The following is a 24,112-nucleotide window of genomic DNA, read 5'->3' as shown; positions in this document are numbered from 1 at the left end:
GTAAGCAGAAATTAATAAAAACAAATAAAGAATATCATCCTTATGATCATTTTGTGATCTAACTCTCAAATTTGATAAAAAGTAGGAATTATGACAATTATGAATAAGTTTCAACATTTTCTATTCATATTCCTATGATTAAATGTTGAAAAATAGTTCAAAGGGGAAGTGATGAAATGCGAGAACATAATTCTAATCAAGTTACCCACCCATTATTAGAAATGAAAGGTATTGCTAAGCGTTTTGGTTCGTTTTATGCATTACAAGGCGTGGATTTACCCATTTATCGAGGAGAAATTCATGCTTTGATGGGCGAAAATGGGGCAGGGAAAAGCACCTTAATGAAAATTCTTGCCGGTGCTTACACTGCCTCTGAAGGCGATATTTTTATTGATGGAGAACGCTTTGTAATTTCCTCTCCAAAAGATGCCATTAAAGCAGGCATTACTTTGATTTATCAAGAAATTCATTTATCGCCAAATTTAACGGTGGCAGAAAATATTTTTTTAGGTTGTGAAATTAAACATTGGTACGGTCTTGATCGCAAAGCAATGGCAGATATATCACAAAAAGTATTGGAGCGATTAGGCGCACAATTCTCTGCCACTCAAAAAGTGTCATCACTCACCATTGCTGAACAACAGCAGGTTGAAATTGCACGGGCTTTGCATCGTAACAGTCGTGTATTAGTGATGGATGAACCGACCGCCGCATTATCATCTCGTGAAACAGAACGATTATTTGAATTAGTAAAAAAACTGCGTGATGAGGGAATGGCAATTATCTACATTAGTCACCGAATGGCTGAAATTTATGAATTAGCGGATCGGGTGAGTGTGCTACGTGATGGAAAATATGTGGGTTCATTGATTCGTGAAAATGTGGATTCTGCGACTTTGGTTCAAATGATGGTAGGTCGCCCGCTAACCGATTTGTTTAACAAAAAATCTGTTCCGATTAGGGAAGAAGTATTACGAGTGGAAAATCTTGCGGACGGTAATAAAGTGAGAGATGCTTCCCTTGTTGTTCGTGCGGGGGAAATCATTGGTCTATCCGGTTTAGTTGGTGCCGGGCGTTCTGAATTGGCACATCTATTATTCGGCGTTAAACGGGCAACGCAAGGTAAAATTTATCTTAGTGGGGGCGAAATTAGTTTTAATTCGCCACGGGACGCTATTGCTCATCATGTCGCATTATTGCCGGAAAATCGTAAAGAGGAAGGGCTATTTCTTGATTTAAATATTCTTAAGAATGTAACTATGGCAACCATTGAGCGTGATGCCACAATGTTGGTGATAAACCGAACAAAGGGAAAACGAGCGACTCAGGAAGCCATTGAAGGGCTAAAAATGCGAGTACCCAGTGCCAACGTGAATGTGAGTGGATTATCCGGCGGAAATCAGCAAAAAGTATTGCTGTCCCGCTGGGCGGCTATTCATCCTAAATTGTTTATTATGGATGAACCGACACGCGGTGTTGATGTGGGGGCAAAAAGTGAAATTTACCGAATGATGATCGAAATGGCAAAACAAGGTGTGGCCATTTTGATGATTTCCAGTGAACTTCCAGAAATTGTGGGAATGAGTGATCGTGTTTATGTAATGCGCGAGGGTTATATGGTCGGTGAATTGACGGGAAATGATATTAATCAAGAACAAATTATGGCATTTGCTTGCGGTGCGCAATAAATAAAAATCAAATGAAGGATTAAATCTTAAAAGAGAGGTAAAAAATGGGAACAGCACAATCAACCAACGTGGGGTTTAAGAAAATAGCATTAGCTGATGCGATGCAAGCGATGGGGATCTTGCCAATTTTAATTTTAATTGTCATCGTTTTTTCTTTTGTTGCTCCTAATTTTATGACGGAAGCTAATGTTATGAATATAACCCGTCAAGCCTCCATCAATATTGTCCTTGCCGCCGGAATGACTTTTGTGATTTTAACCGGTGGGATCGATCTTTCAGTCGGTTCTATTCTTGGTGTAACGGCGGTGATGGGGTTAGTGGCATCATTAAATCCGGCATTAGCAGATTTTGCTGTCCCAATCGCTTTACTTGCAGGATTGGGAATGGGTGTATTCAATGGTTTACTTGTTGCTTATGCAGGCTTACCACCGTTCATTGTTACCTTAGGCACTTACACGGCATTGCGTGGCGCAGCTTATTTAGTCGCAGATGGTACTACGGTAATCAATTCAAAAATCTCATTTAGCTGGATTGGTAACGGCTACCTTGGTTCTGTTCCTTGGTTGGTGATAATTGCTTTTGCCGTGATTGCAATCTGTTGGTTTATTTTACGTCGTACGACTTTGGGCACTCATATTTATGCAGTTGGAGGAAATTTACAAGCGGCCCGTTTAACCGGTATTAAAGTTTCTTTAGTATTAATTTTTGTTTATGCCACCAGTGGCCTGTTGTCAGGTCTTGGAGGCGTAATGAGTGCATCACGTTTATACAGCGCCAATGGTAATCTTGGTGTCGGCTATGAACTTGATGCAATCGCAGCCGTTATTTTAGGGGGAACCAGTTTTGTCGGGGGGATTGGTACGATCACCGGAACATTGATTGGTGCATTAATTATTGCGACCTTAAATAATGGTATGACATTAATGGGCGTGTCATATTTTTGGCAACTCGTCATCAAAGGTGGGGTTATTATCGTGGCGGTATTAATCGACAAATACCGTACTCGCTCAGCATAATATTTACTTCAACATAGGAGAAAATCGTCATGAAATTAAAAACTTTAGCTGTATCGTTAATGTTAGCCATCGCACCTTTTGCTCAAGGGAAAGAATTAAATTCTATCGGTGTGACGGTCGGAGATCTTGCTAATCCGTTTTTCGTACAAATTGCAAAAGGGGCGGAATTAAAAGCGAAAGAATTGGCGGGTGATAAAGTTAATGTTGTCTCTGTATCCAGTGGTTATGATTTAGGGCAGCAAGTGGCGCAAATCGACAATTTTATTGCCGCAAAAATGGATATGATCATTTTAAATGCGGCAGACTCCAAAGGGATCGGCCCCGCAGTACAACGTGCACGTGATGCCGGAATTGTCGTTGTTGCCGTTGATGTGGCGGCAGATGGGGCAAATGCCACCGTAACCTCAAATAACTATCAAGCCGGAGAAATTGCCTGCCAAACCATCGTAGATAAATTAAATGGTAAGGGAAATGTTGTCATTATTAACGGGCCACCGGTTTCAGCAGTACAAGATCGTGTTCAGGGCTGCCAAGATGTGTTTGCGAAACACAGTGAGATCAAAGTGCTATCCCATAACCAAAATGCGAAGGGAAGCCGAGAAGGCGGATTGGAAGTGATGACATCATTATTAATCGCTCATCCAAAAATTGATGCCGTATTTGCAATTAATGATCCGACCGCAATTGGTGCGGATTTAGCGGCTAAACAGGCGCAACGCAATGAATTCTTTATTATGGGCGTGGATGGTTCACCTGATGGTGAAGAAGCATTAAAATTATCCGATAGCCTATTTCGTGGTACTCCTGCACAAGATCCTCAAGTGATGGCGGCAGAGGCGGTAAAAATCGGTTATGATATTTTACAGGGTAAACCGGCACCTAAAGAGGCGGTGTTAATTCCGGTGAATTTAATCACTCGTGAAAATATCACGGATTATAAAGGTTGGACAGTAAAATAAAGCGACGAAAAATAGAGGGCAGATCTAAGATCTGCCTTAAAGATAAAAAAGTGCGGTCACAAAAAACAATGTTTTTTTAACGTTGGCTTTGCCAACGATCTCGTTAGAGATGAACAAACGAGTGAACGAGTTTGTGAATAATTTTTCACTGTGTTTTAACAGGGTTCTACGATTGCATTAAACAAATAACCGATTCCCCTTATTGTTTGGATATAACGAGGATTTTTAGGATTCGGTTCAATTTTTTTACGCAGACGCATAATGAGTACATCAATAGTTCGGTCGAAAATATCCAAACTTTCAGAGTGTGTTAATTCAAGTAATTTTTGACGGGAAAGCACTTTTTGAGCATGGCTGATTAGCGCATACAGTAGAGTGTATTCACCTTGAGTGAGTATAATTTCTTGTTTTTGTGGTGAATATAATTTGTGATTTTCCGTATCAAATAACCAATGATCAAACTGAAAACCGTGACGAATCGGTATATTGGAAAAAGGCTGAAGTTGATGGTGACGTAAGGCAACTTTTGCTCTTGCAACAACGACTCTGGGATAAAAAGGTTTCGAGATATAGTCATCTGCACCCATTTCTAATCCCACAACAATATCTGATTCTGAATCCAAACCGCTTAACATAATAATTGGGATTGAAGTGAGTGACTTTAAATGCTGTAGTAAAGTAAGTCCATTGACATCAGGTAAAATAAGATCGAGAAAAATAAGTGAGAATGTTGGGGTGGTTTGGAGTAATGCTAAGGCTTGTTTGCCTGTATTGACCGCTGAAACAGCATAGCCGTGTTCTTCAAAAATATCGGTGAGTAGTTCACAGATTTGGATATCGTCATCAATAATAAGAATAGATAAATTTGATGGCATTGCTTATCTCACGAATTTAATTAGTAGAAAAGGGGCGTGACAACTTTTGCAGAAACATAGTAAAAACAACATGTTCATAAGCCCTAAAAGTATATACAAGTTTTTAGAAAAAACATATTTTAAATTTTAAGTCCAGTAAACAGGAGGGGAATATGCGTATTGGGATTGATTTAGGTGGCACTAAAATAGAAGCCATTGCTTTATCTCATCATGGGAAAACATTATTTAGAAAACGTATTCCGACACCAAGAGGTTCTTACGACGCCACGCTTACTGCCATTAAAAGTTTGGTTGATGAGGCTGAACAAGAAACGGGGCAAACGGGAACGGTTGGTGTGGGGATTCCCGGCACGATTTCACCTTTTAGTTTAAGAGTCAAAAATGCCAATTCTGTTTGGTTAAACGGTCAACTGCTGGATAAAGATTTATCTCAAGTATTGAATAGAGAAGTGCGTATCGCCAATGATGCTAACTGTATGACCGTTTCTGAAGCAACTGACGGTGCCGGCGCAGGAAGTGCGGTCGTTTTAGCGTTAATTTTGGGGACAGGTTGTGGTTCCGGCATTGTGATCAATGGTAAACCCCATAATGGTGGTAACGGTATTGGTGGGGAGTGGGGGCATAATCCTTTACCTTGGATGGATGAAGAAGAGCAACAAATTGCTCAAACGTCACCTTGTTATTGCGGTCGCTCCGGTTGTATTGAACAATTTGTTTCCGGTACAGGGCTTTGCGATGATTATACACGTCGCTCAGGGAAACAGTTAAAAGGGCATGAAATTGTGGCTCTCGCAGAGCAGGGGGATGAACTGGCAGAACAAACTTTGCAGGCTTATGAACGCCGTTTAGCAAAAGCACTTTCTGCTTATGTCAATGTGCTTGATCCTGATGTAATCGTATTTGCCGGCGGAGTATGTAATATTGATCGTCTTTATCATAATGTCCCTAAATTAATGCCAAATTATATCTTTGGCAAAGAGTTTCATACTCCTATTCGTAAAGCTTTACATGGTGATTCCAGCGGTGTCCGAGGTGCCGCTTGGTTGTGGCCTTTGTAATTCGATTTACGATTATTTTTTTATTCCTTATTTTCAATGCTTATCATGATAAAAAAATCCACCGTTTGTTTTAAACGGTGGAGCAATTTTAAAATATTATCCAGCTAAATTAGCTTCCATTAGAACTGATAATTTAAGCCTACACGTAATTCACGCCCTACACCGGGTAGCACATTTGGACGTTGGCTGTGTGGATAATAGAATTTATTAAAGGCATTATTCAGTGAAACATTGATATTTAATTGATCGTTATTCAATGGTTTCCAGTTTACATAGAAATCATGCACGCTATAACCTGAACGTACAATATCCGAACCTGTTTCATTATCACGCACCAAAACAGAGCCTTTCGCTTTCTGAACGGTACGATTACGCCAACCGAGTTCTAGGTTAGGATCTTCAAAGCGATAGGATAGCGCAGCCGTCCATGTACGACCTACTTTTACAGCAAACTCAGGGTTTGAGCTGAGTAATTTTTTAGGGTGGGTATCATAAATACGTGGGTTACTTTCAGCTACACCAACACGTGCGGTAAAGCCACCAATGGTGTAGCCCGCATTGAGCTCGTAACCACGGTTTTTAATAAAGCCGGCATTCACTGATTCTCTTATACCACCGATATGTCTATCTTGTGGGTTTGCCAGTGCATCATTGATACGTTGCCAGAAATAGCTTCCTTCTAATGTGAAGCCCGCATAATTATAGTTAAAACCAATTTCCGTATTACGTGCACGTTCAGCGACCGTACCGTCAGCAATAGATACAATACCTCGTTTTCCATGAGTCATTAATGCATCATAAAGACGTGGGCTACGGGTTGCATAGTTATGATTTGCACTCAAACTTAATCCTTCGGTTGCTTGCCAAATTACACCAAAGCTAGGATTGAATTTACCATCAGAAACAGATTTGTTATCCGTTGCTTTAAAATTAAAGTAGTCATAGCGTAAACCTGTCGTAAAGATGAAGTCGCCTAGCGCAGTGATCGCTTCAACGTAAGCACCTGTATCTTCTTTGCTTGGTTCAACTAAATTAGGACGGAAGAATGTATGAGGTGTAATTTTTTGGTGACGATAATTTAATCCATATTTGAGTAAAACCGAATCGCCAATATCAGAGTCAAAATTGATATTCGCCCCTTTAGTCGTGATTCTTGTGGTGGTTGGACCGGCAACGTTGCCACAGTAACCGCAACCGGAATCATCTGCTGAATAACGTTTATCCTGCATAATATAAGCATTAGCCGTCAGTTCTTTGATAAAACCTAGTTTTTTACCTGTATATTCAAGATTGGTATTACTCTTACTTGTTTCACGATAAGTTGGCTTTTGACGTTCTAAAGACAGTCTCCCTTCTGTCACCGTAAATTCCTCACGCACAGTACGCACACCACGATGTTCATCTTTAAGATGACTTAATACTACGCGATGATTCCCATCACCAAAAGTGCCACCTAATTTAATTAAATAATTACGCTTATCTAAAGCGCTGTAAGGTACAGTATCTCCGCCATTGATATTACGGTAGTTTTTACCCGGTTTGTAGTGATCATTATCGGTTCTTGCGTAAGATACTAAGGCATCAAAATTACCTGATTTACCAAAAGCTGTTGCGCCGTAGCTATAACTGTCATTGGATGAGAATCCGGAATTTAAACGAAAGCCGTAATCTTTATTGCTCCCTTTTAGCAAATCAAGCGCATCGACTGTTTTCACAATAATTGCACCATTTGTTGCACCTATTCCTGCACTCGCAGAACCCGCCCCTTTTTGTACGGAAACAGTTTTTAATAAGGCAGGATCAATAATAAAACGACCTTGGTGATATAAAATTTGGCTATCGGAATAAGCATTATCCACTTTAATATCAACAGAGTTTTGTCCCATGCCGCGGATAGTGAGGAATTGAGATGTTCCGTTTCCGCCACCAAAGGAAATGGAGGGCTCTTTAGCTAAAAAGTCGCGTAAATCGGTAGAAGTACTCTCATTACGTTCCTGCATTGTGACAATATTTGTCTGCACTTTTGTACCTTGACGATCCGTCACAGTAATTTCATCTAGCATAGTACTTGAACCGCTATTTGCTAAAGCAGTACTTGCAGTTAATACACTCATCACAACGAAACTGATGTGTGTAAGGCCAAATTGTTTTCCTTTCATACATTTCCCTTGATTTATAAATGAAAAAATAATTTCTTACCTTAGTAAGTTACAAAATCACTAGTAATATTAAACTAAATGATAACAATTATTATATATATTTTTATTTTAATCTCAATCAAATTAATCAAGGTAATAGACAATATCTCATAACACGTATTTGTTTGAAGAAAATCGAATAAAAGAGGGGAATTGTTATGAAAAATCTAAAAAATATTAAAATGTCTTATTTTAACTAAGGAGATTTTATAGAACAGTCTCAACGTTAAAACAAAATAGATTAACTCTCAGTTTTATGAAGAGAGGGCAACAGAGGAAAACCATGCTTATTTTCTAGTCAATCTGTTGCCCCAAACGTTTTTCTGAAACCAACCGCACTTTATAAGTGTAAGGCTAAATTTGCCATATTATCGTGTGTCATTTGACATCATAATCCTTATTGTCTGGCTAAACGTAAGTTTTCCGGTAAGGTTTCAAAGTTAGAGCGGAAAGGGTTAATATCCAAACCGCCACGGCGGGTATAGCGGGCGTAAACCGTGAGTTTTTCCGGTTTGGCATAGCGCATTAAATCGCAGAAAATGCGTTCCACACATTGTTCGTGGAATTCGTTATGTTGGCGGAAAGAGACAACGTAACGCAATAATTTTTCCCGATTGATTTTCTTGCCTATGTAATGAATTTGCAACGTTCCCCAATCCGGTTGATTGGTGATTAAACAATTTGATTTGAGTAAATGGCTGACGAGATATTCCTCAACCTTTTCATTTGAAACACAATCCTTCAACCAATCCGGGTTAAATTCATAATTGGTGATATCAATATCCTGCCCATCAATACAATCGCCTTGTAAATGATCAATTTTTTGCGCTTGATAAAATGAAAGGGGATTTAACCGCACTTTCACCTCACCTTGCGCACATTCCGTTAAATCTTTTTGCATCACTTGCGCCACTTGCTGGAAGTCGGTGAATTTGCTTTGGTTAAAACTGTTTAAATAAAGTTTAAAACTTTTGGATTCAATTAAATTTTGGCTTTGTTGATCCAAATAGATATCCGCAATCGCCACTTGTGGCACACCTTTTTCATTAAGCCATGATATTTCATAGGCTGTCCAAATATCCGCACCTATTGTGAAAGGTTGTGTTTCGGTTATACCTAAATCATCACGATTCAAAGCCCGCGGCACGGATTGTAATAAAGTGCGGTCATATTCGCTGGCATATTCGGTTTTTTGCCCAAGTTTAAGTGATGTTAGCTTGTTCATTATTTCTTTTCCTAGTTATAAAAAATTCCACGAAATGTTCGATATCAATCGACATTGATCACATTTAAAATGAAACACCTCAAAAATGGGTTCGCTTAACACCCAGTTACCACCACATTCAGGGCAGTGACGGTGTTGCTCATTTTCAAGAGATTGGCCGCCTACACGATAGAGATAATAGTAGGTCGGAATATTATTTATTTTTTCGATTTCTTGCGCTAAATAACGACCATGTTTAGCGAGCGTGCTTTGATGATCGGCTATTTCTTGTAAAGCCGCTTGTTCCAAGGTCGAACCGTTCATTTGTAATTGATCGCAGGCTTGCCAGTTTTCTTGCCATTTAATTAAATCTTGACTCAAGTGCGGTTGATACTGAAGCTGTTTATAAAGCGGGATTGGTGCAAAATTTTCGCCACTGTGAATGGGAGAACAGCTTTGTAAATGAGTCGTATAAAGTATTTGCCACGTAGGATGAGAATTTGCTGTGGTTTGATCGCTATTGAAGTCATCTCCAATAAGTTGAAAACCATCAAAAATTAGTCCGAGCTTTTCTGCATTTGCTAATGCTTGATTGACTTCTACATTGTTATTTTGCGGAAAAAGGCTGTTTTGTTCAGGGCAAATGACACGCATTGCAAAACCTTGTTGATCATTTTCCTCCGCTAGATAGAGAGGAATTTCACGCCCGATAATTTGACCGTTATAACGCCATTGATCGATAACATTATTAAGCAAACGGCTTTGCTCCGTAATGTCATTCTCAAGTGCGGTCAATTTGAAGAAAGTTTCAATTAAGTACATAGTTGTTTTAGCTGTTGTCCGATTTGATTTAAGCCGTTTAAGCGGGTTTCGCTTAATCGTTGTGCAATACCGAGTTCAGTAAAAAAGGCGGTAAGGTCAAATTCTCGTAGCGCATTTGCCGTTTTACCATTAATTTTTTCAAGTAAAATCCACAGCAAACCATTCATAATGCGGGCTTCGCTAAAGGCGTTGAATTGAAAAGTGCGGTCATTTTTAGGGATAATTTGAAACCACATTTGTGCTTCACAGCCGCTAATTGATTGCATATTGGCAAGTTCATTATCACTTGGACGGGGCAAATTTTTGCCCGCTTGAATAATCAGGCGGTAACGTTCTTCCCAGTTTGTTGCCAGTTTTAATTGTTCGATCATTGTAAAAGTTCCAAGGCTTTATCCAGTGCGACAAAGAATTGTGCCACATCCTCAGGCGTATTGTAAGGGGCAAAGGAGAGGCGTAAGGTCGTTCGTTTTCCAAGTCTTGTTAAATAGGGCTGTGCGCAATGTTCTCCCACTCGCAATGCAATATTTTGTTCACTGAGTAATGTGGAAAGATCCGAACTATCAACCCCCTCAAAGATAAAACACACAATGGTGCTCGGTTGTGGAGAATTGAATAATCGGCAATTTACATAATTTTTTAACCGCACTTTGACAGATTCCGCTAATGCCACAGCATGCTGTTCGGCAGAGACAAAATCCCATTGTTGTAACCAATCCAATACCGCATTAAAGCCAATCACACCTGCGATATTGGGGGTGCCGGCTTCAAGACGATAGGGCAAATCCGCAAAAGTAATGTTTTCCGCCGACACGCGATCTACCATTTTGCCACCAAAAAAGAGCGGTTGTAGTTGTGAAAGTGCGGTCAGTTTTCCGCTTAATACGCCAATCCCGTTTGGCCCATAAATTTTATGTGCGGAAAAAGCGAGAAAATCCGCATCAAGATCTTGTAGATCAATCTGAATATGGCTAATCGCTTGTGCAGCATCGACTAAAACAAGTGCGCTACCGGATTGGCGGATATATTGGATCAAGCGTTTGACGGGCTGTTCCGTGCCGGTGACGTTTGAAACAAAATTTAACGCCACCAACTTTGTACGTTCATTGAGGGCATTTTTTAATGCGGTTTCATCAATGAGCCAATTATCTGAAATAGGTAAAATTCGAATTTTTGCACCGCACTTTTTGGCGGTTTCATGCCAAGTAACAAAATTAGCGTGATGATCCGCTTGGCTAATCAGAATTTCATCACCGGCTTTTAGATGTGGCAATAATCCGTTTGCCACTAAATTAATCGCATGTGTAGTACCCGATGTCCAAATTACTGCCTTTTCATCTTCCGCATTAATCAATTGTCTCACTTGCGTGCGGGCTTGTTCATATTGAGCGGTTTGCTTTGCATCATATTGACTACGATGAACCGAACCGGCGGAGGCATAAAATTCAGTCGTGCGCTCAATTAATACATTCGGTTTTAATGTTGTCGCGGCATTATCCAAATACACGGTAGCATTTGTTTTTCCAAAATAAGGAAAATTTTCTTTAAATGATTGATAATCAAAAGCCATATTTTTTCTCCTGTTTACGCCATTCATACGGTGGAATGGGGGAACGCGCAGCCCATAATCCTAATCGTTGTATTTGTGCTTTTTGTTGGGCGTATAAATAAACGGGGTGGCGAAGATATTGACGATATGCCCAAGCCATACCGGATTTCACCATTTCAAGATTAATGTTTTTTCCGTTGGAATAAACTGTTGCCAGTGTGCGTTTATAGCGATCTTGACCTGTTATTTTTAAGGTGACTATACGTTTGTAAATTAAATTTGAAAGCCGTTGTTTTGATTTTTTCCCAAAAGGTTGATTGCTTTCCGGCGCATCAATTTCTTCCAAACGCACTTTGATCGGCTTGTTTCCTCGCATAAGGCAAGTGATCGTATCTCCATCACTAATTCCTACCACAACGCAGGTATTGGGAGGATGAGCATAGGCAGAAAGTGCGGTTAAAAAAAATAATGAAATTAAGATGACAGTATTTTTAATCATAGCGTTATTGAAAGATAAATCGGCGAGTGGCTAACAATTATTATGCCTAGTAAAGCTAAGCGACTATTGTATCAAATTCCAAACTGAATGAAGCATAATTGTTGTTTTTGATCAAACGCATAAATTCCGGTGTTTTTAAAGAAAAAGGGTAGCAAGAGTTCGGGAAATCGGCGTAAAATAATTTTGAAGTTTTATTGAAAAAGTTTAAAAGGACAAAGATGTTATACAAGCTGTTTCTTTTGGTTCGTTCCTTATTAATTCTTTACATCATGCTTTATCTTGGCAATCAAATTGCGTCTTTTATCCCAGCCGGCGTACCCGGGAGTATTTGGGGATTACTATTACTTTTCATTGGCTTGACGACCAGAATTACTCCGTTGGAATGGATTTATTTTGGTGCAAGTTTGTTAATTCATTTTATGGCGGTTTTATTTGTTCCTGTGAGTGTGGGAATTATTAAGTATTCCGATTTATTATGGGCGCAAATGAATATTTTGATTATCCCAAATGTTGTCAGCACCTGTGTTACGCTGGTTTTTATCGGTATTGTGGCGAATATGATGTTTGAGCGCCAATCGTTTCGCCATAAACGTAAAAAAGTATTAGCCAAACGCATGACGCAAGAAGAAAAATAAACACATCAACAATAGAGTCAAAGTATGAATTACATCATTTACCTTTATAGTTTTTTAACCATTTTCGGATTTTGGCTTGCCCTGCAAATTAATAAACGTTGGAAATCAATTATTTTCAACTCGTTTATTCTCACCGTGCTGATTTTAGTAGTGATTTTGATTATGGGAAAAATTCCTTACGATGATTATATGCAAGGGAATGCCCCCATTAACCATTTATTAAGCCTGAGTATTGTGGCACTCGCCTTGCCGTTATATGAACAATTAAGACAAATTGCAAAACAGTGGCGCATTATTCTCTCTGTTGTTGTCCTTGCTTCGCTTCTTTCGATGTTTAGTGGCGCAATCCTTGCACTAATTTTAGGGGCAACACCGGATATGGTTGCTACAGTATTGCCTAAATCTATTACAACGCCGATTGCGATGGAAATTTCAGCCCATTTAGGCGGCATTCCTGCAGTCACCGCAGTGGGGGTAGTTGTTGCGGGTTTACAAGGTTCAATTTTTGGTTATTTAATTTTGAAAAAAATAGGGTTACGCCACCAAGAGGCAATAGGTTTATCCGTCGGTTCGATCTCTCACGCTTTGGGAACCGTAAGCTGTATGGAAATTAATCCCAAAGCAGGGAGTTATAGTTCGATTTCTTTAGTACTTTGTGGCATTATCAGCTCTATCCTTGCTCCGTTAGTATTTAAAATGATTTATTTACTTGTATAAGCCTATGAAAAATACCTTATCTACCGATTGGATTGAGCGATTTATTCCCGATCCGCCACGAGAAAAAGATCACCGCCCGCCATTTCGTCGAGATCGAGGGAGAATTTTACATTCTGCCGCTTTCCGTTGTTTACAGGCAAAAACGCAAATTCACGCCATTGGCGAAAATGATTTTTATCGCACTCGTTTAACCCATTCTCTTGAAGTAGCACAAATTGGTAGCAGCCTTGTTGCTCAACTCAAATTTGCGGAAACATTCACGCATTTAGCAAATCAAGTAAATTGGCCACAAACCGAATTACAAAAACAGCTCAAACCACTCCTACCGAGCAATGATTTAATTGAAAGTCTTTGTTTTGCACATGATATTGGGCATCCGCCTTTTGGGCATGGCGGGGAAGTGGCTCTCAATTTTATGATGTACCAAAACGGCGGTTTTGAGGGCAATGCACAGACCTTTCGGATTTTGACAAAACTTGAGCCTTACACGGAAAAAGCAGGAATGAATTTAACGCGTCGTACACTTCTAGGCGTGGTTAAATACCCGACGATTTTAGAGATGACCTCACCGCGACATACCAATTTGCCTAATTTAACTCGGAGTGATGCCCGTTTTATCAAAATCAGCGACTGGAAACCGGGGAAAGGGCTGTTTCGCGATGATTTACCGATGTTTAATTGGCTATTAAAAAATTTATCTGAAAATGACCGCACTTTATTTACTTCCGTACAAAAAGATCAGTCGGATTCCAGCGTTTTTTTGAAACCACGCTTTAAATCCCTTGATTGCAGTATTATGGAACTGGCTGATGACATTGCTTATGCTGTGCATGATTTGGAAGATGCTATCGTGACAAAAGTAGTCGATCAACATCAATGGCAAGAAGCACATAGTGCATTAATGCAAATCCCTTTGCCGTGGATACAAAAAAATATTCAGCGTATTAGCCGAGAGCTTTTTTCCGAAAAACATTTTGAACGAAAAAATGCCATTGGTGCATTGGTGAACTTTTTTATTACCCATGTACGTTGGACGGTAACAGATAATTTTGACGAACCTTTGTTACGTTATAACGCGGAATTGCCCGAGCAGGTTGTGATGATCTTGGATGTATTTAAAAAATTTGTTTGGAAATATGTCATTCGTAATGTTGAAACGCAACGTATTGAATACAAAGGGCAGAGGATGTTAACAGATATGTTCCAAATTTTTGAATCCGATCCCATCCGCCTTTTACCGCGTCATACCGCAGAAGAATGGCAAAATGCCCCGGATGAGCAGAAAAAGCGTGTGATTTGTGATCATATTGCGGGGATGTCTGATGCTCACGCAATGAGGGTATATCAACAACTGTAAGTAGTAAGAAAGAGGATGCTTGATGCATCCTTTTATTATTTAAAATCCTAGATAAAAAAAACGCTATTCATTCGAATAGCGGTGGAGGTCTTAAAAATAAAATAACAATTTAAAAAACTGCAAATATGCAGTGCACTAGCAGTTTATCAGACTATTGTTTTGTGAGTTAGTTCACATTTTTTCAAAAAAATTTCAAAAAAATGACGAAAATATTTCATCAATACCTAGTTTTTTATAAAGGCAAGAATTTGAGTTTCAATTCCTTCGGCATCTAACTTCAACTCGTGCAACATTTCTTGTTGTGAACCTTGTGGAATAAAGTAGTCAGGCAAGCCGAGTTGTAAAAGTGCGGTCGGTTTTGCCGATGAATTTAATACTTCTGCTACCGCTGATCCCGCTCCGCCTTGAATCGCATTTTCTTCCAATGTCACGAGATAATCGTGGGTTTGTACAAGGACGTTAATCATTTCTACATCAATCGGTTTCACAAAACGCATATCTACCACAGTCGCATTTAATTTTTCAGCGACTTCTAAAGCAGAAGGTAGCAATGTACCAAAATTTAGGATGGCAATTTTTTCGCCTTCCCGAATCAAACGGGATTTACCGATAGGCTGTATTTCTAGCGGTGTTAATTCCACGCCTAATGCATTGCCACGCGGATAACGCACTGCAGCCGGTTTGCCGCATTTATAGCCGGTATAAAGCATTTGGCGGCATTCGTTTTCATCACTTGGTGTCATAATAATCATATTGGGAATACAGCGCATAAAACTTAAATCAAAGGCTCCTTGGTGGGTTTGTCCGTCTGCCCCCACGATACCGGCACGGTCAATAGCAAATAAAACCGGAAGATTTTGAATCGCCACATCATGAATTAATTGATCGTAAGCACGCTGTAAAAAGGTCGAATAAATGGCAACAACGGGTTTATACCCCCCAATAGCTAAACCGGCAGCAAAAGTTACCGCATGTTGTTCCGCAATGGCGACATCAAAATATTGTTCCGGAAAGCGTTGGGAAAATTTAACCATTCCGGAACCTTCCCGCATTGCCGGAGTAATACCGATAATTTTTGGATCATTTTCTGCCATTTCACAAAGCCAATCGCCAAAAATTTTAGAATAAGTCGGTTTTGCATTGGATTTTGGCAATTCGCCACAAGCCGGATCAAATTTGGGTACGCCGTGAAAACCAATCGGGTCTTTTTCAGCAGGGGCATAGCCTTTGCCTTTTTTGGTTTTAATATGCAACAATTGCGGCCCTTTTAAATTGCGCATATTGCTTAAGGTCGCGATTAATTCATCAATATTGTGTCCATCCACAGGACCAATATAATTAAAACCAAGCTCTTCAAATAATGTACTTTCTGGTGAGAACATCACTCCTTTCATATGTTCTTCGGTTTTTTTCATAAAATTCTTCACCGTTGGTACTTTATTCAGAATTCTTTTACTGCCGTCCCGTACCGTAGAGTAGAACGATCCTGAAAAAATCCGCGCTAAGTGATTATTTAATGCGCCTACGTTTTCTGAAATTGACATTTCATTGTCATTTAAAATAACCAACATATCCGTGTGTAATGCGCCCGCATGGTTTAATGCCTCAAACGCCATACCTGCGGTGATTGCTCCGTCTCCGATAACACATACGGTTTTACGCCCCGCATTTTCGCGTTCCGCGGCTAAGGCGATTCCCAACCCGGCACTGATAGAAGTAGAAGAATGCCCTACACTCAATACATCAAATTCACTTTCTTCACGCCAAGGGAAGGGGTGAATACCGTCTTTTTGACGAATTGTGGACATTTGATTACGGCGACCGGTAAGAATTTTATGCGGATAGGCTTGATGTCCAACATCCCAAATGAGTTGGTCGAATGGTGTTTTATACACATAGTGTAATGCAACGGTAAGTTCTACCGTGCCTAACCCCGAAGCCAAATGACCACTGCTTTGACTAACCGATTCCAAAAGATAACTGCGTAATTCATGGCAAAGTTGTGGTAATTGATTTTTCTTTAAAAAACGCAAATCTTCCGGTGAATTAATAAGGGATAAAAGAGGGTAGTTGTTCATGTTAGTCATTCCCAAAAATTTATGATTATTAACCGCATTTTTTCATTCAATTTGTGACACGGTATCAATTAATTTTTTCTTGTAATAATAAATTTAGCCAAAGCACGAAGTGCGGTGGTATCAAAAGGGATTTTATCCAATTCGGATAATGCGGTTTGGTATAAATCCTGTGCCTTTTTCTTTGCCCCCTCTAATCCGAGTAGTTTTGGGTAAGTATTTTTACCCAAAGTTAAATCCGAACCGACAGGTTTACCTATTTCTTCACAATTGCCTTCAATGTCTAAAATATCATCTTGTACTTGAAAGGCCAGCCCAATCGCTTCGGCATAACCCGTTAGCGATTGTTCTAATGAGCTATCGGCAAAATGGGGGGAGCAAATAAAACCCAGTTTTAAGGCTGCGGTGAGTAATGCACCGGTTTTATTACGATGGATAATTTCGAGTTCCTCAAGGCTGATTTGTTGATGTTCGGAAATCAAATCCAAACTTTGCCCCAAACACATACCTTGTACACCGGATGCGCGAGCTAAAAGCCGAATTAACGCTAATTTTTGTTCCGTCGAAATATGAGGAGTTTGGCTCAGAATATCAAAGGCAAAACTTTGCAATGCGTCACCGGCTAGAATTGCCGTGGCTTCATCAAAAGCAATATGACAGGTTGGATGTCCTCGGCGTAAATCATCATTATCCATTGCCGGTAAATCATCATGAATTAATGAATAGGCGTGAATAGCTTCAATCGCCGCCGCCGCATAATCTAAAGATTGTTCATTGGCGCCGAGCATTTTTCCCGTTGCATAGACTAAAAAAGGGCGAACCCGTTTTCCCCCTAGTAATAAACCGTATTTCATTGCGTCACGTAGTGGCGCACCTTGGCTTTCAATCTCATCGAATTGCGTTGCTAAGAACAAATTAATCCGCTGCTGAACATCTTTAGATTGTTGTATAAATTGGTTCATTTTACTCGCTTCCTTGGTAATCACTCAAAGGTGCGTTTTCACTTTTTTGCAAAAGAATTTGAATACGTTGTTCTGCCTGCTGTAAACGTTCTTGCCCCAACTGCGCCAATTTTATTCCCTGTTCAAATTCTTTTAATGCTTCTTCTAAAGGCAATTCGCCACTTTCTAAACGAGAAACAATGGTTTCCAATTGCATTAACGTGGTTTCAAAATCTTGTGAAGCTACCGCTTTGCGAGCCATTTTAGTGGTCCTTTTTATGGAAAATATACGCCATTTTACTTTATTTTATCGGATGTTAAAGTTTTATTTCAAAAAATACACATGGGAAAAATCACACTCGGTTTTGCTTTGTGGACTTTTCTTTCGCTTTGCGTAAAATATTCGCCATTTTTTATCAAATACTATTCTTATGAAATTTATTGTTAAACTTTTCCCTGAAATTATGATTAAAAGCGAAACCGTGCGTAAACGTTTCGCTAAAATTCTCACCAGTAATATTCGCAATATTCTTCAAAAATATGATGAAGATACTGCGGTTGTTCGTCACTGGGATTACATTGAAGTGCGGTCAAAAAATGAAACGAATCGTGAAGAATTAATTGCATTATTGCAACGTATTCCCGGTATTCATCATTTTTTGGAAGTGGAAGAAAAACCGTTCACTGATTTACACCATATTTTTGAGCTTACGCTTGCCGATGTTAAAGAGCAACTTCAAAACAAGACTTTCTGTGTTAGGGTAAAACGGAAAGGTAAGCATAAGTTCAGCTCTATTGAAGCGGAACGTTATATTGGCGGCGGTTTGAATCAACATATTGAAAGTGCGAAAGTGCGGTTAAAAAATCCGGATGTTACCGTGCGTATTGATATTGAAGATGACAAAATGATGTTGGTTAAGGCTCGTCATCTCGGTATAGGCGGCTATCCGATTGGTACGCAGGAAGATGTACTGTCTTTGATTTCCGGTGGGTTTGATTCCGGCGTATCGAGTTATATGTTGGTTCGCCGAGGTTCACGCGTGCATTATTGTTTCTTCAATCTTGGTGGTGCGGCACATGAAATTGGCGTAAAACAAATGGCTTATCATATTTGGCAACGCTACAGTGCCTCTCATAAAGTGCGTTTTATCGCTATCAATTTTGAAGGGGTTGTCGGTGAAATTCTAGAGAAAATCGATAACGGCCAAATGGGTGTTATCTTAAAACGTATGATGGTGCGGGTGGCAAGTAAAGTGGCTGCACGATTTAACATTGAAGCCATTGTAACCGGTGAAGCACTGGGACAAGTATCCAGTCAAACTTTAACCAATCTACGCTTGATTGATGAGGCTGCCGATGCTTTGGTATTACGCCCGCTTATTACTCATGATAAAGAACAGATTATTGCTATGGCGAAACAAATCGGCACTGAGGATATTGCAAAATCCATGCCGGAATTTTGTGGCGTTATCTCAAAAAATCCAACCATTAAAGCCGTGCGTGAGAAAATCCTAGCAGAGGAAGGCAATTTTAATTTCGATATTTTGGAAAGTGCGGTGCAAAATGCGCAATATTTAGACATTCGTCAGATTGCTGAAGAAACGGAAAAAAAAGTAATGGCGGTTGATACTGCTTCAGAATTAGGTGAAAACGACATTATTTTAGATATTCGTAGCCCCGAAGAAACTGATGAAAAACCGTTAAAATCAGATCGTTACCAAGTCATCCAAATGCCGTTTTATAAACTTTCGTCACAATTTAGCTCGCTTGACCAAAGTAAAAATTATATGTTGTATTGCGAGCGTGGCGTGATGAGCAAACTGCAAGCCTTATATTTGAAAGAAAGCGGTTTCACCAATGTTTATGTGTTTGTGACAAAATAACCGCTATATTGACCGTACTTTTTACGTTTAAATTGTGCGGTCAAGCTTAATTTAATTCTTCCAGCATTTCATCAATAGCTTTTGCCAATAATGTTCGATCGTGGCGGTAACTGATGTCATCCGCATTCAAACGTTTTTCGAGTATTTTTACTGAGGAAATATCTGAAATATTGACCGCACTTTTTTCTTGTATAGGCGTAATCACCCCGTCAAGAATAGTTGCACCGATAGTATGGTGAATCCAGTGAATACGTTCAGCTAAAGAAAGGGTAGCGGCGGTACCTAATTCTATGCCTAAATTATCAATAAAAATTTTTCTCGCCATACTTGTACGAATTGCGGTGCCTATATCAGATAAAAGCAGAGGCGGCATTATACTGGTTAAGAAACTTCCCGGCCCGAATAAAATAACATCTGCCTGCTCAATTGCTTGAATAGCTTCCGGCGTAGCCCGAACCAACGGAATAAGAAATAATGATTGTGGCGTTTCGGTTAAATTATCAATACTGACTTCACCCACAATACTGGAGCCGGTACCAAGGCTTGCAGCAAGATGAACAGGGCTTTCGGACATAGGAATCAAATAGGATTTAACCCGTAATAAGTCTCGAATGAGATTCACCCCATCAAGCGGACGAACGTGCATATTTTCGAGTGCTTTTAGCATTAAATTGCCCAAATTATGGCCTGCCAATTCTCCTTTGCCACTAAAACGATACTCAAATAAAGCAGAAGCAGTACTCGGTTCGGTAATAATTTGGTTTAAACAATTTCGGAGATCACCCCAAGCAATCCCGCCTTGTTGTAAACGAATACGACCGGTTGAGCCGCCATTATCCGTAGTAGTAACAATACCGGTTAGGCGTTCTTTCATAAAACTTAACGCAGACATTACCCGCCCTAAACCGTGCCCGCCGCCAATAGCGACAATGCGTAGATTATTTAAATATTGGTATTGACTCTGTGGGGTGAAATCTGACATGGAATTTTTCTACCTAAAATTAATTAATACGCCAATCATTATATATTTTTTTATATAATAAATTTAAAAGAATTTACTGAATTTACAATGAAGTTCAAATGAACTCATTGCGTTGTTCGACCGGAATCTTTTAAAATGCTGAAATCATTTTATCGCATAACTCCGAGCTTGTTTAGTCTAAGTTCTCAAGCAGAATATGACGGCAATGCCAATAACGATGTTTGTTATTCAGGGATAAGTTGGAAACGGCTTGTCCTCTCCATTTTAGAAAGGTGTCTCATGCAATCCATTCCTATAAAAAACGTAGGCGGCTCGTGTTTAGTCGATGCATTCCAGCGTGCCTACTATTATTTACGACTGTCGATTACCGATCAGTGTAATTTCCGTTGCAACTATTGCTTACCAAACGGCTATCAACCGGAAGCCAATAAACCCAGTTTCCTCACGTTAAGTGAAATTATCCGTATCGCAAGGGCTTTTGCCGATATGGGGACGAAAAAGATCCGTTTAACCGGTGGCGAACCGACTTTACGTAAAGATTTTCTTACGATTGCTGAAAATATTGCTCAAATCGAAGGTATCAATCAAATTGCGTTGACCACAAACGGTTATCGTATGGCGAAAGATGTCGATGCTTGGAAACGTGCTGGCATTACTTCCATTAATGTGAGCGTAGATAGCCTCGACCCGAAAATGTTTCACCAAATTACCGGTATTAATAAATTTGAAGAAATCATGCGTGGCATTGAACGTGCTTTTGAAGTGGGCTATGAGAAAATCAAGGTTAATTCGGTATTAATGAAAAATTTAAATGATATTGAATTTAATCAATTTCTCGCTTGGGTGAAAGCCCGTCCGATTCAAATGCGTTTTATTGAGCTGATGCAAACGGGAGAAATGGATAATTTTTTCCATCACTATCACCTTTCCGGGAAAGTTCTTGCTGATAAGTTAATCGCTCAAGGTTGGCAACAACAGCAAAAATCTCTAACGGACGGGCCGGCAAAAGTATTTAAACATCCTGATTATCAGGGGGAAATCGGCTTAATTATGCCCTATGAAAAGAACTTTTGTGCGAGCTGCAATCGTTTACGGGTATCCTCAAAAGGAAAATTACATCTTTGTTTATTTGGTGAAGAAGGTGTTGAATTGCGCGATCTATTACAATCTGATGAACATCAATCGCTTTTACAAGCTCGAATTTTTGCCGCCTTACAAAGTAAACGTGAACACCATTATTTACATCAAGGAGATAGTGGTGTGCGTAACCACCTTGCCTCAATAGGCGGATAAAATTCAAAAACTTTTTCAAAATTAACCGCACTTTTAATTATGACAACATTTACTCATATCAATAGCCAGGGTGAAGCCAATATGGTAGACGTATCCTGCAAAACCGAAAGCGTACGCGAGGCGCGTGCCGAAGCCTTAGTGACCATGTCACAAGAAACATTAAGTATGATTCTAAACGGACAACATCATAAGGGTGATGTATTTGCTACCGCACGTATTGCAGGTATTCAAGCAGCAAAACGCACTTGGGAACTTATTCCATTATGTCATCCCTTGCTACTTTCAAAAGTAGAAATAAACCTAGAACCTTTGGCGGAAACGAATCAAATTCGTATTGAGTCCTTTTGTAAACTGACAGGAAAAACTGGGGTAGAAATGGAAGCTCTAACAGCAGCAAGTGTTGCAGCACTGACCATTTATGATATGTGCAAAGCAATACAAAAAGATATTGTGATTTCGCAAGTTCGCTTACTTGAAAAGAGTGGTGGAAAATCAGGTCATTTTTTAGCGGAGAAATAGTTGATGTTACATATATTATTTTTTGGTCAGACACGTGAAACTATCGGACTGGATGGAATTGAGTTGGAAGGGGAGTTTGCGAGTGCAGAAGCCATACGTCGGCACCTATCTCTACAAGGTGACAAGTGGGCATTAGCATTGGAAAAAGAAAAACTGCTTGTCGCGATTAATCACACTTTAAGTCCACTTGAAAGTGTGGTTAAATCCGGCGATGAGATTGCTTTTTTCCCTCCGGTAACTGGGGGTTAATAGTATGAATAATATCCAGATTTCTGTGCAAGAAGAGGAATTTGATCAAAATTCGGTTTACCAATGGCTTTCAGCACAATACTCCGTTGGTGCAGTCGTTATTTTTGTGGGAAAAGTCCGTGATCTCAATTTAGGCGATGATGTATCAAGTCTTTATTTGGAACATTATCCTGCTATGACAGAAAAAGCATTACAGGAAATTGTATCGGAAGCCAAACAACGTTGGGATATTCAGCGGATCGCGGTTGTTCATCGTGTTGGATTATTACATACCGGCGATGAGATCGTATTAGTTGGTGTGGCCTCGGCACATCGTGGCGACGCTTATAGGGCCAATGAATTTATTATGGATTATCTTAAATCAAAAGCGCCGTTTTGGAAGAAAGAGCAGACCAACAGAGGAGAGCGCTGGATTGAAGCGAGAGATTCAGATAAAACAGCATTAGAAAAGTGGTAAAACTAAAAAGCTCGGGAAACCGAGCTTTCGATTAAATCATTCTAGCCTTCCGAACCGGCAAGATTACCTAAATCTTTATCAATTAAGAACAAGCCTTTACCATCCTCACCAAGAAGGTTCAGTTTATCTAAAATACTGCTAAAGAGTTTTTCTTCTTCGTGTTGTTCAGCTACATACCATTGTAAGAAATTAAATGCTGAGTAGTCTTTTTCTTCAAAAGTAAGACCGACTAATTCATTAATTTTATCGGTAATTAATTTTTCATGTTGATAAGTAATCTCAATTACTTCTTTTAGTGATTTATATTCGTGCTGTGGTGCTTCAATCGCAGAAATAATAGCTAATGCACCGGTCTCATTTAAATAAGTGAATAATTTGCGCATATGCTGCATTTCTTCTGCTGCATGCGCAGATAAGAATTTTGCTGTACCTTCAAAACCTTGTTGCTCACACCATGCACTCATTTGAAGATACAAATTAGAAGAATAAAATTCCAAATTCATTTGATCATTTAATAATTTTACGACATTTGTTGATAACATTTTATATCTCCTATCTATTATAAAGTTGCCAAATCACGATCGACGAAATATAAACCACGGCCATCTTCCCCGACTAAATTAAATTTATCAATAATACTATTGAATAATTTTTCTTCTTCATGTTGTTCAGCCACATACCATTGCAAGAAATTAAATGTAGAGTAGTCTTTATTTGCAAAAGTTACCTCAACTAATTCATTAATTTTTGAAGTGACAAGTTTTTCGTGCTCCAACGTAATTTCGAATACTTCCTTTAATGAGGAATAATCATTTTTCGGCGCTTCAATTTTACCCAAAAGCGGCATACCGCTGGTCTCACTTACATACTGGAATAATTTGTGCATATGTTCTAGCTCTTCGTCTGCATGACGAAGTAAAAAGGCTGCAGCACCTTCATAACCATGTTTTGAACACCATGCACTCATTTGTAGATAAACATTGGAAGAGTAAAACTCTAAGTTAATTTGTTCGTTTAATCTATCTGTAATTGCTTGATTCAGCATAACTAACTCCTTTCCGTTTTGATCAATAAATAATGAACTAGGACATTCTAGATAGATAAATGAGAATTTTCAAGATATTTTTTTACCATATGAT

The 24,112-nt window shown here is 39.4% G+C and carries 25 protein-coding genes and 1 riboswitch; of the genes, 12 read left to right on the top strand and 13 right to left on the bottom strand.

Translation table 11 applies throughout. The features are described from left to right. Window positions 1-176: 176 nt before the first annotated feature. Genes PNEUHYL_RS05970 through PNEUHYL_RS05960 form a run of 3 tightly spaced genes read left to right on the top strand, consistent with a single transcriptional unit; the run spans window position 177 to window position 3,663 of the window. The gene (locus PNEUHYL_RS05970) at window positions 177-1,688 is read left to right on the top strand and encodes a sugar ABC transporter ATP-binding protein (RefSeq protein WP_059366298.1); all 1,512 of its coding nucleotides are present in this window, start codon (window positions 177-179) and stop codon (window positions 1,686-1,688) included. Window positions 1,689-1,732: 44 nt separating this feature from the next. Next, complete coding sequence (locus tag PNEUHYL_RS05965; RefSeq protein WP_059366297.1) at window positions 1,733-2,704, top strand: ABC transporter permease subunit; 972 nt, start codon at window positions 1,733-1,735, stop codon at window positions 2,702-2,704. A gap of 29 nt (window positions 2,705-2,733) precedes the next feature. Continuing rightward, window positions 2,734-3,663, top strand: a complete 930-nt coding sequence (locus PNEUHYL_RS05960; RefSeq protein ID WP_059366296.1) for an ABC transporter substrate-binding protein — start codon at window positions 2,734-2,736, stop codon at window positions 3,661-3,663. A gap of 155 nt (window positions 3,664-3,818) precedes the next feature. Here PNEUHYL_RS05960 and PNEUHYL_RS05955 read toward each other — a convergent pair whose 3' ends face one another. Then, on the bottom strand, window positions 3,819-4,538 hold the full coding sequence (locus PNEUHYL_RS05955) for a response regulator transcription factor (RefSeq protein WP_059366295.1): 720 nt from the start codon (window positions 4,536-4,538) through the stop codon (window positions 3,819-3,821). Window positions 4,539-4,690: 152 nt separating this feature from the next. Here PNEUHYL_RS05955 and mak point away from each other — a divergent pair, with 152 nt between their 5' ends. Next, complete coding sequence (gene mak / locus PNEUHYL_RS05950; protein ID WP_059366294.1) at window positions 4,691-5,596, top strand: fructokinase; 906 nt, start codon at window positions 4,691-4,693, stop codon at window positions 5,594-5,596. A 119-nt stretch (window positions 5,597-5,715) separates the two neighbouring features. Here the strand turns inward: mak and PNEUHYL_RS05945 are convergent, their stop codons facing one another. The 6 genes from PNEUHYL_RS05945 to PNEUHYL_RS05920 all read right to left on the bottom strand — a co-directional run bounded on the left by PNEUHYL_RS05945 (window position 5,716) and on the right by PNEUHYL_RS05920 (window position 11,865). Then, window positions 5,716-7,755, bottom strand: a complete 2,040-nt coding sequence (locus PNEUHYL_RS05945) for a TonB-dependent siderophore receptor (RefSeq protein WP_059366293.1) — start codon at window positions 7,753-7,755, stop codon at window positions 5,716-5,718. A gap of 436 nt (window positions 7,756-8,191) precedes the next feature. Continuing rightward, on the bottom strand, window positions 8,192-9,019 hold the full coding sequence (gene queF / locus PNEUHYL_RS05940) for an NADPH-dependent 7-cyano-7-deazaguanine reductase QueF (RefSeq protein WP_059366292.1): 828 nt from the start codon (window positions 9,017-9,019) through the stop codon (window positions 8,192-8,194). A 15-nt stretch (window positions 9,020-9,034) separates the two neighbouring features. Further along, window positions 9,035-9,820 carry a Zn-ribbon-containing protein gene (locus PNEUHYL_RS05935; protein ID WP_059366291.1) on the bottom strand — a complete coding sequence of 262 codons (786 nt, stop codon included), beginning with the start codon at window positions 9,818-9,820 and terminating at the stop codon, window positions 9,035-9,037. Beyond that, complete coding sequence (locus PNEUHYL_RS05930; RefSeq protein ID WP_059366290.1) at window positions 9,811-10,191, bottom strand: SufE family protein; 381 nt, start codon at window positions 10,189-10,191, stop codon at window positions 9,811-9,813. Before PNEUHYL_RS05930 ends, PNEUHYL_RS05935 begins: the two co-directional genes overlap by 10 nt. Further along, complete coding sequence (locus PNEUHYL_RS05925) at window positions 10,188-11,387, bottom strand: cysteine desulfurase (RefSeq protein ID WP_059366289.1); 1,200 nt, start codon at window positions 11,385-11,387, stop codon at window positions 10,188-10,190. The genes PNEUHYL_RS05930 and PNEUHYL_RS05925 overlap by 4 nt, the downstream gene beginning before the upstream one ends. Beyond that, a complete protein-coding gene (locus PNEUHYL_RS05920; protein WP_059366288.1) occupies window positions 11,377-11,865 on the bottom strand; it encodes a thermonuclease family protein in 489 nt (162 codons plus the stop codon). Before PNEUHYL_RS05920 ends, PNEUHYL_RS05925 begins: the two co-directional genes overlap by 11 nt. Before the next feature lie 218 nt (window positions 11,866-12,083). On the opposite strand from PNEUHYL_RS05920, the gene PNEUHYL_RS05915 reads away from it, so the two are divergent. From PNEUHYL_RS05915 to PNEUHYL_RS05905, 3 genes are read left to right on the top strand one after another with little or no spacing between them, the layout of a single operon-like run. Further along, complete coding sequence (locus tag PNEUHYL_RS05915; RefSeq protein WP_059366287.1) at window positions 12,084-12,500, top strand: CidA/LrgA family protein; 417 nt, start codon at window positions 12,084-12,086, stop codon at window positions 12,498-12,500. 24 nt (window positions 12,501-12,524) lie between these two features. Further along, window positions 12,525-13,217, top strand: coding sequence for a CidB/LrgB family autolysis modulator (locus tag PNEUHYL_RS05910; RefSeq protein WP_059366286.1), 693 nt, complete (start codon window positions 12,525-12,527; stop codon window positions 13,215-13,217). A 4-nt stretch (window positions 13,218-13,221) separates the two neighbouring features. Next, window positions 13,222-14,574, top strand: coding sequence for an anti-phage deoxyguanosine triphosphatase (locus PNEUHYL_RS05905; RefSeq protein ID WP_059368830.1), 1,353 nt, complete (start codon window positions 13,222-13,224; stop codon window positions 14,572-14,574). 224 nt (window positions 14,575-14,798) lie between these two features. Here the strand turns inward: PNEUHYL_RS05905 and dxs are convergent, their stop codons facing one another. From dxs to xseB, 3 genes are all read right to left on the bottom strand, one after another. Further along, entirely contained in the window at window positions 14,799-16,652 is a 1,854-nt protein-coding gene (dxs, locus tag PNEUHYL_RS05900) for a 1-deoxy-D-xylulose-5-phosphate synthase (RefSeq protein ID WP_059366285.1), read from the bottom strand. 68 nt (window positions 16,653-16,720) lie between these two features. Then, window positions 16,721-17,611 carry a (2E,6E)-farnesyl diphosphate synthase gene (gene ispA / locus PNEUHYL_RS05895; protein ID WP_059366284.1) on the bottom strand — a complete coding sequence of 297 codons (891 nt, stop codon included), beginning with the start codon at window positions 17,609-17,611 and terminating at the stop codon, window positions 16,721-16,723. Between the two features lies 1 nt (window position 17,612). Further along, complete coding sequence (xseB, locus tag PNEUHYL_RS05890) at window positions 17,613-17,852, bottom strand: exodeoxyribonuclease VII small subunit (RefSeq protein ID WP_059366283.1); 240 nt, start codon at window positions 17,850-17,852, stop codon at window positions 17,613-17,615. Between the two features lie 169 nt (window positions 17,853-18,021). On the opposite strand from xseB, the gene thiI reads away from it, so the two are divergent. Continuing rightward, window positions 18,022-19,473, top strand: a complete 1,452-nt coding sequence (gene thiI, locus PNEUHYL_RS05885; protein ID WP_059366282.1) for a tRNA uracil 4-sulfurtransferase ThiI — start codon at window positions 18,022-18,024, stop codon at window positions 19,471-19,473. Between the two features lie 46 nt (window positions 19,474-19,519). Here thiI and PNEUHYL_RS05880 read toward each other — a convergent pair whose 3' ends face one another. Continuing rightward, a complete protein-coding gene (locus PNEUHYL_RS05880; protein WP_059366281.1) occupies window positions 19,520-20,455 on the bottom strand; it encodes a gluconeogenesis factor YvcK family protein in 936 nt (311 codons plus the stop codon). Between the two features lie 148 nt (window positions 20,456-20,603). Then, window positions 20,604-20,746, top strand: a riboswitch (molybdenum cofactor riboswitch). On the opposite strand from PNEUHYL_RS05880, the gene moaA reads away from it, so the two are divergent. The 4 genes from moaA (at window position 20,735) to moaE (ending at window position 22,973) form a co-directional block, all read left to right on the top strand. Beyond that, window positions 20,735-21,748 carry a GTP 3',8-cyclase MoaA gene (gene moaA, locus PNEUHYL_RS05875; protein WP_059366280.1) on the top strand — a complete coding sequence of 338 codons (1,014 nt, stop codon included), beginning with the start codon at window positions 20,735-20,737 and terminating at the stop codon, window positions 21,746-21,748. Its footprint overlaps the riboswitch before it by 12 nt. Before the next feature lie 39 nt (window positions 21,749-21,787). Next, window positions 21,788-22,267: a cyclic pyranopterin monophosphate synthase MoaC gene (moaC, locus tag PNEUHYL_RS05870; protein ID WP_059366279.1), complete on the top strand. Its 480-nt coding sequence runs from the start codon at window positions 21,788-21,790 to the stop codon at window positions 22,265-22,267. Window positions 22,268-22,270: 3 nt separating this feature from the next. Beyond that, window positions 22,271-22,516: a molybdopterin synthase sulfur carrier subunit gene (gene moaD / locus PNEUHYL_RS05865; RefSeq protein WP_059366278.1), complete on the top strand. Its 246-nt coding sequence runs from the start codon at window positions 22,271-22,273 to the stop codon at window positions 22,514-22,516. A gap of 4 nt (window positions 22,517-22,520) precedes the next feature. Beyond that, window positions 22,521-22,973 (top strand): molybdopterin synthase catalytic subunit MoaE, encoded by a 453-nt coding sequence (gene moaE / locus PNEUHYL_RS05860; protein WP_059366277.1) that lies wholly within the window; start codon window positions 22,521-22,523, stop codon window positions 22,971-22,973. A gap of 41 nt (window positions 22,974-23,014) precedes the next feature. On the opposite strand, the gene ftnA (PNEUHYL_RS05855) is transcribed toward moaE, so the two are convergent. Further along, on the bottom strand, window positions 23,015-23,515 hold the full coding sequence (gene ftnA / locus PNEUHYL_RS05855; protein ID WP_059366276.1) for a non-heme ferritin: 501 nt from the start codon (window positions 23,513-23,515) through the stop codon (window positions 23,015-23,017). A 17-nt stretch (window positions 23,516-23,532) separates the two neighbouring features. Beyond that, window positions 23,533-24,018: a non-heme ferritin gene (gene ftnA / locus PNEUHYL_RS05850; RefSeq protein ID WP_059366275.1), complete on the bottom strand. Its 486-nt coding sequence runs from the start codon at window positions 24,016-24,018 to the stop codon at window positions 23,533-23,535. Window positions 24,019-24,112 lie beyond the last annotated feature (94 nt).

The sequence above is a fragment of the Rodentibacter caecimuris genome (genome assembly GCF_001019715.1).
GTDB classification, from domain to species: domain Bacteria; phylum Pseudomonadota; class Gammaproteobacteria; order Enterobacterales; family Pasteurellaceae; genus Rodentibacter; species Rodentibacter caecimuris.
The sequence above is the reverse complement of the archived record's forward strand: the minus strand, read 5'-3'. Positions and strand labels throughout refer to the sequence as shown.

Excerpts from the sequence above, each read along its gene's own strand:
- PNEUHYL_RS05970 (WP_059366298.1), top strand. The coding sequence starts at position 177 with ATGCGAGAACATAATTCTAATCAAGTTACCCACCCATTATTAGAAATG.
- PNEUHYL_RS05945 (WP_059366293.1), bottom strand. The coding sequence starts at position 7,755 with ATGAAAGGAAAACAATTTGGCCTTACACACATCAGTTTCGTTGTGATG.
- PNEUHYL_RS05930 (WP_059366290.1), bottom strand. The coding sequence starts at position 10,191 with ATGATCGAACAATTAAAACTGGCAACAAACTGGGAAGAACGTTACCGC.
- xseB (WP_059366283.1), bottom strand. The coding sequence starts at position 17,852 with ATGGCTCGCAAAGCGGTAGCTTCACAAGATTTTGAAACCACGTTAATG.
- PNEUHYL_RS05910 (WP_059366286.1), top strand. The coding sequence starts at position 12,525 with ATGAATTACATCATTTACCTTTATAGTTTTTTAACCATTTTCGGATTT.
- moaE (WP_059366277.1), top strand. The coding sequence starts at position 22,521 with ATGAATAATATCCAGATTTCTGTGCAAGAAGAGGAATTTGATCAAAAT.
- queF (WP_059366292.1), bottom strand. The coding sequence starts at position 9,019 with ATGAACAAGCTAACATCACTTAAACTTGGGCAAAAAACCGAATATGCC.
- thiI (WP_059366282.1), top strand. The coding sequence starts at position 18,022 with ATGAAATTTATTGTTAAACTTTTCCCTGAAATTATGATTAAAAGCGAA.
- PNEUHYL_RS05920 (WP_059366288.1), bottom strand. The coding sequence starts at position 11,865 with ATGATTAAAAATACTGTCATCTTAATTTCATTATTTTTTTTAACCGCA.
- PNEUHYL_RS05960 (WP_059366296.1), top strand. The coding sequence starts at position 2,734 with ATGAAATTAAAAACTTTAGCTGTATCGTTAATGTTAGCCATCGCACCT.
- PNEUHYL_RS05915 (WP_059366287.1), top strand. The coding sequence starts at position 12,084 with ATGTTATACAAGCTGTTTCTTTTGGTTCGTTCCTTATTAATTCTTTAC.
- PNEUHYL_RS05905 (WP_059368830.1), top strand. The coding sequence starts at position 13,222 with ATGAAAAATACCTTATCTACCGATTGGATTGAGCGATTTATTCCCGAT.
- ftnA (WP_059366275.1), bottom strand. The coding sequence starts at position 24,018 with ATGCTGAATCAAGCAATTACAGATAGATTAAACGAACAAATTAACTTA.
- PNEUHYL_RS05880 (WP_059366281.1), bottom strand. The coding sequence starts at position 20,455 with ATGTCAGATTTCACCCCACAGAGTCAATACCAATATTTAAATAATCTA.
- mak (WP_059366294.1), top strand. The coding sequence starts at position 4,691 with ATGCGTATTGGGATTGATTTAGGTGGCACTAAAATAGAAGCCATTGCT.
- moaC (WP_059366279.1), top strand. The coding sequence starts at position 21,788 with ATGACAACATTTACTCATATCAATAGCCAGGGTGAAGCCAATATGGTA.
- moaA (WP_059366280.1), top strand. The coding sequence starts at position 20,735 with ATGCAATCCATTCCTATAAAAAACGTAGGCGGCTCGTGTTTAGTCGAT.
- PNEUHYL_RS05955 (WP_059366295.1), bottom strand. The coding sequence starts at position 4,538 with ATGCCATCAAATTTATCTATTCTTATTATTGATGACGATATCCAAATC.
- ispA (WP_059366284.1), bottom strand. The coding sequence starts at position 17,611 with ATGAACCAATTTATACAACAATCTAAAGATGTTCAGCAGCGGATTAAT.
- ftnA (WP_059366276.1), bottom strand. The coding sequence starts at position 23,515 with ATGTTATCAACAAATGTCGTAAAATTATTAAATGATCAAATGAATTTG.
- PNEUHYL_RS05935 (WP_059366291.1), bottom strand. The coding sequence starts at position 9,820 with ATGTACTTAATTGAAACTTTCTTCAAATTGACCGCACTTGAGAATGAC.
- moaD (WP_059366278.1), top strand. The coding sequence starts at position 22,271 with ATGTTACATATATTATTTTTTGGTCAGACACGTGAAACTATCGGACTG.
- dxs (WP_059366285.1), bottom strand. The coding sequence starts at position 16,652 with ATGAACAACTACCCTCTTTTATCCCTTATTAATTCACCGGAAGATTTG.
- PNEUHYL_RS05925 (WP_059366289.1), bottom strand. The coding sequence starts at position 11,387 with ATGGCTTTTGATTATCAATCATTTAAAGAAAATTTTCCTTATTTTGGA.
- PNEUHYL_RS05965 (WP_059366297.1), top strand. The coding sequence starts at position 1,733 with ATGGGAACAGCACAATCAACCAACGTGGGGTTTAAGAAAATAGCATTA.